The 7,191-nt window shown below is 39.2% G+C and carries 5 protein-coding genes; all 5 read right to left on the bottom strand.

The features are described 5' to 3' along the window. On the bottom strand, positions 1 to 2,597 hold a 2,597-nt coding region (locus tag H6F92_RS17750), incomplete at its 3' end, for a beta strand repeat-containing protein (protein WP_190358920.1). A gap of 134 nt (positions 2,598 to 2,731) precedes the next feature. After that, positions 2,732 to 3,763, bottom strand: a complete 1,032-nt coding sequence (locus tag H6F92_RS17745; RefSeq protein WP_190358919.1) for an RpnC/YadD family protein — start codon at positions 3,761 to 3,763, stop codon at positions 2,732 to 2,734. Between the two features lie 50 nt (positions 3,764 to 3,813). After that, positions 3,814 to 4,758 (bottom strand): DUF4351 domain-containing protein, encoded by a 945-nt coding sequence (locus H6F92_RS17740; RefSeq protein WP_190358918.1) that lies wholly within the window; start codon positions 4,756 to 4,758, stop codon positions 3,814 to 3,816. 292 nt (positions 4,759 to 5,050) lie between these two features. Continuing rightward, positions 5,051 to 6,004, bottom strand: a complete 954-nt coding sequence (locus H6F92_RS17735; RefSeq protein ID WP_002799626.1) for an RpnC/YadD family protein — start codon at positions 6,002 to 6,004, stop codon at positions 5,051 to 5,053. A 129-nt stretch (positions 6,005 to 6,133) separates the two neighbouring features. Further along, a complete protein-coding gene (locus H6F92_RS17730) occupies positions 6,134 to 7,090 on the bottom strand; it encodes a DUF4351 domain-containing protein (protein WP_190358921.1) in 957 nt (318 codons plus the stop codon). Positions 7,091 to 7,191: the final 101 nt, after the last annotated feature.

The raw sequence follows: 7,191 nt of genomic DNA, 5'->3' as shown, positions 1-7,191 counted from the left end.
GTATAAACCAGATTTGTTGTCCCATCTTCAGTAACACTACTGGGAGCAACCGCAAGAGTGACACTGGTATCATCATTGGTAATTGTTCCCGTAACTGCGGTAGTCGTACCTACTGTATAATCAGTCCCAGAAGCAAGAGTTAAAATAACAGTTTCGTCACTTTCTACTGTTGTGTCAGCAGTGGGGTCAACGGTTAAAGTCGCGGTCGCTGAATTAGCAGCAAAGGTGACACTGGTGGGAATAGAAGTGTAATCGGTTCCATTAGTAGCTGTCCCCCCAACTGTATAGTTAACTGTTAAAGGATTAGTGGTGGAACCGCTACGGGTGAAGGTATAAACCAGATTTGTTGTCCCATCTTCGGTAACACTACTAGGAGCAACCGCAAGGGTAATACTGGGAAGAGTAGGACTAGAAACATAGCTAAAATAACTAGCAGTTAGACTTAATGCTGTTTGATTACTGATATAAGCAATCAGTTCATCTGCTTCGTTTCCTGGTTTGTTGATGTAGAGCTTAGTAGTGGAACCAGAAACTGTTAAGAGATAGTCACTACTTGAACCCCGTAGCTGAATTGTGTCATCAATGGTGCTAAAGTCGGCAATTGTAGCGTAGTCGCTAGTACCTTCAGTAGTTGTCAAACCGTCATCGTAGAAGGTCTTTGTCGTATCTGCAAGGATAAAGCGATCGTTTCCTGAACCTCCTACTAAATCATCAGATTCTCCTGTACCGCCATCTGTTCCTTGTAGGGTGTCATTCCCATTACCACCATAAAGATCATCATAACCATCTCCACCATTGAGGACATCATTACCATTCTCTCCATAAATGTAGTCACTACCAGCATTACCTGAAATCGTATCATTACCCTCTCTACCATAGAGGTAGTACTCATTAGCTGTACCGCCAAAAATGACATCATTATAATCAGTTCCCTTAAACCCATCAAAACTCTCAATCGAAGTAAAGGTATCAGTTTCCGTACCGACAGTAATCGTTCCACTCCCAGCGGTGTCGTAGGTCATGGTTAAACCACTACTACCATAGCTGTAGTCAGCATGATAGCGATCACTACCAGCACCACCATTTATCGTGTCATTATTGCCTTCATCGCCGGTAAAGTAATCATCTCCTGAATCACCATTGAGGAGATCATTCCCATTACCACCATAAAGCTGATCATTACCTACACCCCCATTGAGGACATCATTTCCATCCTCCCCATAAATGTAGTCACTACCAGCATTACCTGAAATAGTATCGTTACCACCTCCACCTGCGAGTCCACCATAATCATATTCACTTGCTGTACCGCCAAAAATGACATCATTATATTCAGTTCCCTTAAACCCGTTAAAATTCTCAATCGAAGTAAAGGTATCAGTTTCTGTACCGACAGTAATCGTCCCACTCCCGGTAGCGGTGTCGTAGGTCATGGTTAAACCGCTACTAGCATAGCTGTAGTCAGCATCATAGCGATCAGTCCCACTACCACCATTTATCGTGTCATTACCGTCCTCATTGGTAAAGTAATCATCTCCAGCATCACCATTGAGGAGATCATTCCCACTACCACCATAAAGTTGATCATTATCAGCACCACCATTGAGGACATCATTCCCATCCTCTCCATAAATTTCGTCAAAACCAGCATTACCTGAAATAGTATCGTTACCACTTCCACCTGAGAGAGCGCCATAATAATAATAAAATTCACTTTCTGTCCCGCCAAAAATGACATCATTATACTCAGTTCCCTTAAACCCGTTAAAACTCTCAATCGAAGTAAAGGTATCAGTTTCTGTACCGACAGTAATCGTCCCACTCCCGGTAGTGGTATTGTAGGTCATGGTTAAACCACTACTAGCACTACTGTAGTCAACCTCATAGCGATCAGTCCCACTACCACCATTTATCGTGTCATTACCCGCATCGTTGGTAAAGTAATCACTTCCATCCCCACCGTTAAGAGAGTCATTACCATTACCCCCATAAATATTATCGCTTCCCCCCAGACCACTTAAAGTATCATTGCCATCTAACCCAAAAATATTATCACTTGTAGATGTTCCCGTAATATTATCATTCCCATTAGTCCCGGTAAAATCTGCCTGTTCTACTTGAATAATTTCCCCATTTACTATAATTGTTGTCTGGTCATTCTCTGCTCGTAAAGCGTCTAAGGTTGCCACATCCAGACTGTTACCTTGAACCAACTCTGCAAAAATTGCCCCCTCATCTCCCGCGCTATCCACTGGATTAATTTGAGCATCCACATAATGCCCAATTTCTTCTAAAATTACATTAATTATCGCTGCTGACGATGCCGTATTTAAAAAAGATGCTGATAGATAAATCTTATTCTTACTACTGGCATAAGCACCATTCGCAGTCCCCAAAACCTCATCACTGAGTACCTCAATTGGGGGAAGTTGACCAAAATTTCGACTTTGCCACTGCTGTCGTAGTTCTGTCGCCTTAACCACATCATAACTTGTGCCAAAAGCGGTTTCTAAATTCGCCCAAAAACCATCAGATTGAGCAAAATCGAACAAAACATCGTCAACAACAGGAATAATCGACAAAAGAGAGAGAGTCATGACAGTAACAGCAAAAGTTTATTGCTAATAGTTTTAGCTCAACAAGCGCAAATTTCTCAAGACCCCTGTAACAGAAATTAACATTTATACAGAAAACGGGTTTCTTCAAGAAACCCGTTTTCTAGATAGTTGTTCTAGGATTGGATTTTTGCCAAAGACTGCTTAAATTCTGCGAGAGAATGAGCGGTAGCTGCTAATTTTAGTAGCTCTTCTAAGATAGTAGGGTTAGTCATTTTGCCGATTATCTCTTCAATTTCTGAAGAAATCTGTCCAAACCGCACAGTTAAAACTGTTTTTATGTCATCACGGCTTTTTTCTAACGCGCCAATTTCTTTACCAATTTCCTTACCAATTTCCTTACCGATTTCCTTACCGCGTTCTATCCCTCGTAACTCCCCAATTTCCTCACCAATTTTCCTTCCTCGTAACTCCATATTACTCATTAAAGGCATGGTTCTTTCCTCCTCAAATTGTTTGATTTTACTCTCTAAACTTGACTGTAATTTAGTTGATAGAGTCATCATTGTGTCGATGATTTCAAATAATTTAATTATTTGTTCCCTCTCGAACTCCTTTTCATATAATCCTCTGATTAACCTCCACTTCCACTGTTCCCGTTCTGGCAGCTTCCCAGTAGTCGCTTTTGTTTTCAGGTGTGCCATGACTATTATAGCAAAGGGATTGCTACTTGTTTCTAGTTCTGACCAGTTTTCCTCATAGTCCAGTAATTTAACCGTTGGGAATTTGAGGCTGACTTCACAACCAGCGATAGTATAATTATAGGAATCTGGTCGCCAATTTACTCGTTCATCCCCTAATATAGCGAGACTGATAACCGGTTTCTGATACAAATCAAAGGCCCGATAGTTATAAATATACATCCTCTGAGAGAAATTTTCTTCGTATTGACTTTGAATTTCAATATGAATCAAAATCCAGATTTCTTCACCCCTGAGTAACCAAACTTTATAGAGTTTGTCAGCAAAACGTTTTTTTGTCCTTGCTGAAGCGGTAATCCGTTTGAGTTCTTTTTCTAGGGATTCGGGAATTTTTGTCCAATCAATTAGTTGGTGAACTTCGGGAAAAAAGAAGTATAAAAATGCTTCAAAATACTCGGTTAATGCTTCTTTCCAGGGTTCATCATAATTGGCGGTTGTTTGTTTCATTATGACAATTTTAGTGGGTTGTTGTCAGAAGGCGAGCGCTAACATAAGAACTAAGCAGTTAAAGTATTTAACCAATTGATTAAATCTTCAACCGTAGAGAAGTCGAATAAAGCTTCTCCTAATGCTTCGACATCATCAATACTTAACTGCATAATTTTAGTTTCCAATGCAGGATTAATCTCCCCTAACTTGCGTTTAAGTTGACGAAGAATCAATGTCTTTTCACGTTCAATACCGCGTTCAATACCTTGTTCGATACCTTGTTCGATACCTTGACGCATCCAACTGGTGGTAATTTGCATAACTCCCTCCTGTACGGGTTGACTAAATGTGCTAATCTCTTCTTGAAATTGTATCTCTTCGGCAGGATTTAGATTGAGATATGTATCAATGAATCCAGAAATTAATTGCATTTTTGCAGGATTTAACTTTAAAGTAATTAACAAGCGCAGACATTCCGCTTTTACCTTGGCTCGCTCTTTCTCGGCAATGTTCATCCTAGCCATCAAAGCTGAAGCAACCGGATTCGGTTGATTGAGAAAATCTCGCCAATTTAATCGATTTAACTGCACTACCTGATAGTTAAATTCTAACACCTTAAAATCGGGAAAATCGACTACATATTGACTAATTGCTTCTCTTTTTGGCTTTGAATAAGAAAAAATTACAATCGGATAAATCGGTAAGACAAATTTCTCATGAAAGCGAGCAAAATAAGTAAACATTCGCCGATTAAACCATTTTCGAGAACTTTCCTGCGCCTCGACATGAATCAGAAAGAAAGATTCTTTTCCGCGAAACTTAACTTGTGCTACTAAATCGCTTTCATACCTTTCTCCTTCCGTGACATCAGTAAATACTTCTTTGTCTAAAAAAGTAATCGAGTCCCTATCTAAATAATCCATCAATTGAGGAAAAAATAACTCAATAAATTCGACAAAAAAGGTGGAAATCAACTCCTTAAATAAGCGATCATGGTCAATATTATTAGTCATGTAATATCATCTTAACTAATCTCAGCGGTGAATGACTACCAGAAAATAACAACTCTTTGATTCTAACAAGTTTAAGGTTACTTGACAAGACTTACGGTAAAAGTGGACATTAAATCAATAAAAGTGGACAAAAGTGGAGCGGGTTAGCTCACTCTTAGGGTGTGTTAGCATTAGCGTAACGCACCGTATAAGTCTGTATAATACGCTACAAATTTTTTCCAACAGGCGATCATCAGAAATCCAGAAAACGGGTTTCTCAAAGAAACCCGTTTTCTTGGGCGACAAACCAGAATTATTCAGGTTTGATTAACTGATTTAAATAGCCTTGAAAATCTGAGATTGAGTCAAGAGTAATCGCTTGTCTGTGGAGATTTTTCAGAAGAGAAGTGTCTTGAATTTGGCTAATCTCATCAACCAGTTCCGAAGGCACATTCTCAAACCGAATCTCAAGGGCATCAATGACAGATTCTCGAGCTTTTTGAATCATCCCCTTTTCCATTCCCATTCTTTCAACACTGGTAATATAAGGCATTCTTTTTTCCTCCTCGTACTGATTTAATTCCTGTTGAAACTCTTGTTCTAATTCAGTGGGTAAGCTCATCAACCAATCGATAAACTTAAAGAGGTTGATAATATCCTCTCGTTGATAACCCTGTTCGTACAACCGTTTAGTTAATGCTAATTTCGCTTCTTTGCGCTTTTTTCGGTTTTGCCGAGTTTCTAAAGCTTGGAGATGCGCCATCACGACTGTAGCAAAAGGATTGCGGCTGGCTGCTAAAGCTGACCACTGCTGCTTAAATTCTAGCAACTTGACGACCGGAAAGCGAAAACTCACTTGACAATCAAATAACTCACGTTCAAATTGATTGGGTCGCCAAGAAGCATTATCATCACCTAAAACTGCCAAACTCGCTACTGAACGCCTGTAACGATCATAAATGCGATAGTAATAGACAAACATCCGTTCAGCAAAGTCAATTTCTCGCTGACCCTGGATTTCTATGTGGATTAAAACCCAGGTCTCTTCTCCCGCCATACGATAAATTTTCACCAACTTATCGACGAGACGTTTGCCTAACTCAGCATCCCGCACCACTTGTTGAAGTTCTTTGTCGAGAAATTCAAAGCCTTGATTCCAATCAATACCCGCGTGAGCTTGAGGAAAAAAGAAGGAAACAAAGTCTTCAAAGTAGATTTCTAAGACATCTTTCCAAGGAGTATCAAAATCAGTATTTGGGTTATTCATTTCAGTTATCAGTTATCAGTTCTCTTGAACCACCGAAGCAATTTTTGTGATATACTGTACTTACAATCGCAGAAAACGGGTTTCTTTAAGAAACCCGTTTTCTCCAAAAGGCGATCGCTAACGTCAAAGCTAGGCAGTTAAAGTATTTAACCAATTGATTAAATCTTCAACCGCAGAGAAGTCGAATAAAGCTTCTCCTAATGCTTCGACATCATCAATACTTAACTCCATAATTTGAGTTTCTAATAAAGGATTAATTTCCCCTAACTTTCGTTTAAGTTGGCGAATAATTAATGTCTTTTCGCGTTCGATACCTTGTTCGATACCTTGTTCGATACCTTGTTCAATACCTTGTTCGATACCTTGACGCATCCAACTGGTGGTAATTTGCATGACTCCCTCCTGTACGGGTTGACTAAATGTGCTAATCTCTTCTTGGAATTGTATCTCTTCCACTGGATTAAGATTGAGATATGTATCAATAAATCCAGAAATTAACTGCATTCTCGCAGGATCTAACCTTAAAGTAATTAACAAGCGCAGACATTCCGCTTTTACCTTGGCTCGCTCTTTCTCTGCAATGTTCATCTTAGCCATCAAAGCCGAAGCAACCGGATTCGGCTGATTGAGAAAATCTCGCCAATTTAATCGATTTAACTGCACTACCTGATAGTTAAATTCTAACACCTTAAAATCGGGAAAATCGACCACATATTGACTAATCGCTTCTCTTTTTGGCTTTGAATAAGAAAAAATTACAATGGGATAAATCGGTAAGACAAATTTCTCATGAAAGCGAGCAAAATAAGTAAACATTCGCCGATTAAACCATTTTCGAGAACTTTCCTGCGCCTCGACATGAATCAGAAAGAAAGATTCTTTTCCGCGAAACTTGACTTGTGCGACTAAGTCGCTTTCATGCTTTTCTCCTTCCGTGACATCGGTAAATACTTCTTTGTCTAAAAAAGTAATTGAGTCTCTGTCTAAATAATTGATTACTTCAGGAAAAAACAACTCAATAAATTCGATAAAAAAGGTGGAGATTAACTCCTTAAATAAGCGATCATGGTCAACATTATTAGTCATGTAATATAATTTTAACGAATCTGAGCGATGAATGACTACCAGAAAATAACAACTCTTTGATTCTAACAAGTTTAAGGTTACTTGACGATCCAGAAAACGGG

The sequence above is a fragment of the Microcystis wesenbergii FACHB-1317 genome, assembly GCF_014696875.1.
GTDB classification, from domain to species: domain Bacteria; phylum Cyanobacteriota; class Cyanobacteriia; order Cyanobacteriales; family Microcystaceae; genus Microcystis; species Microcystis wesenbergii_A.
This window is presented reverse-complemented; position numbering and strand designations above follow the sequence as displayed.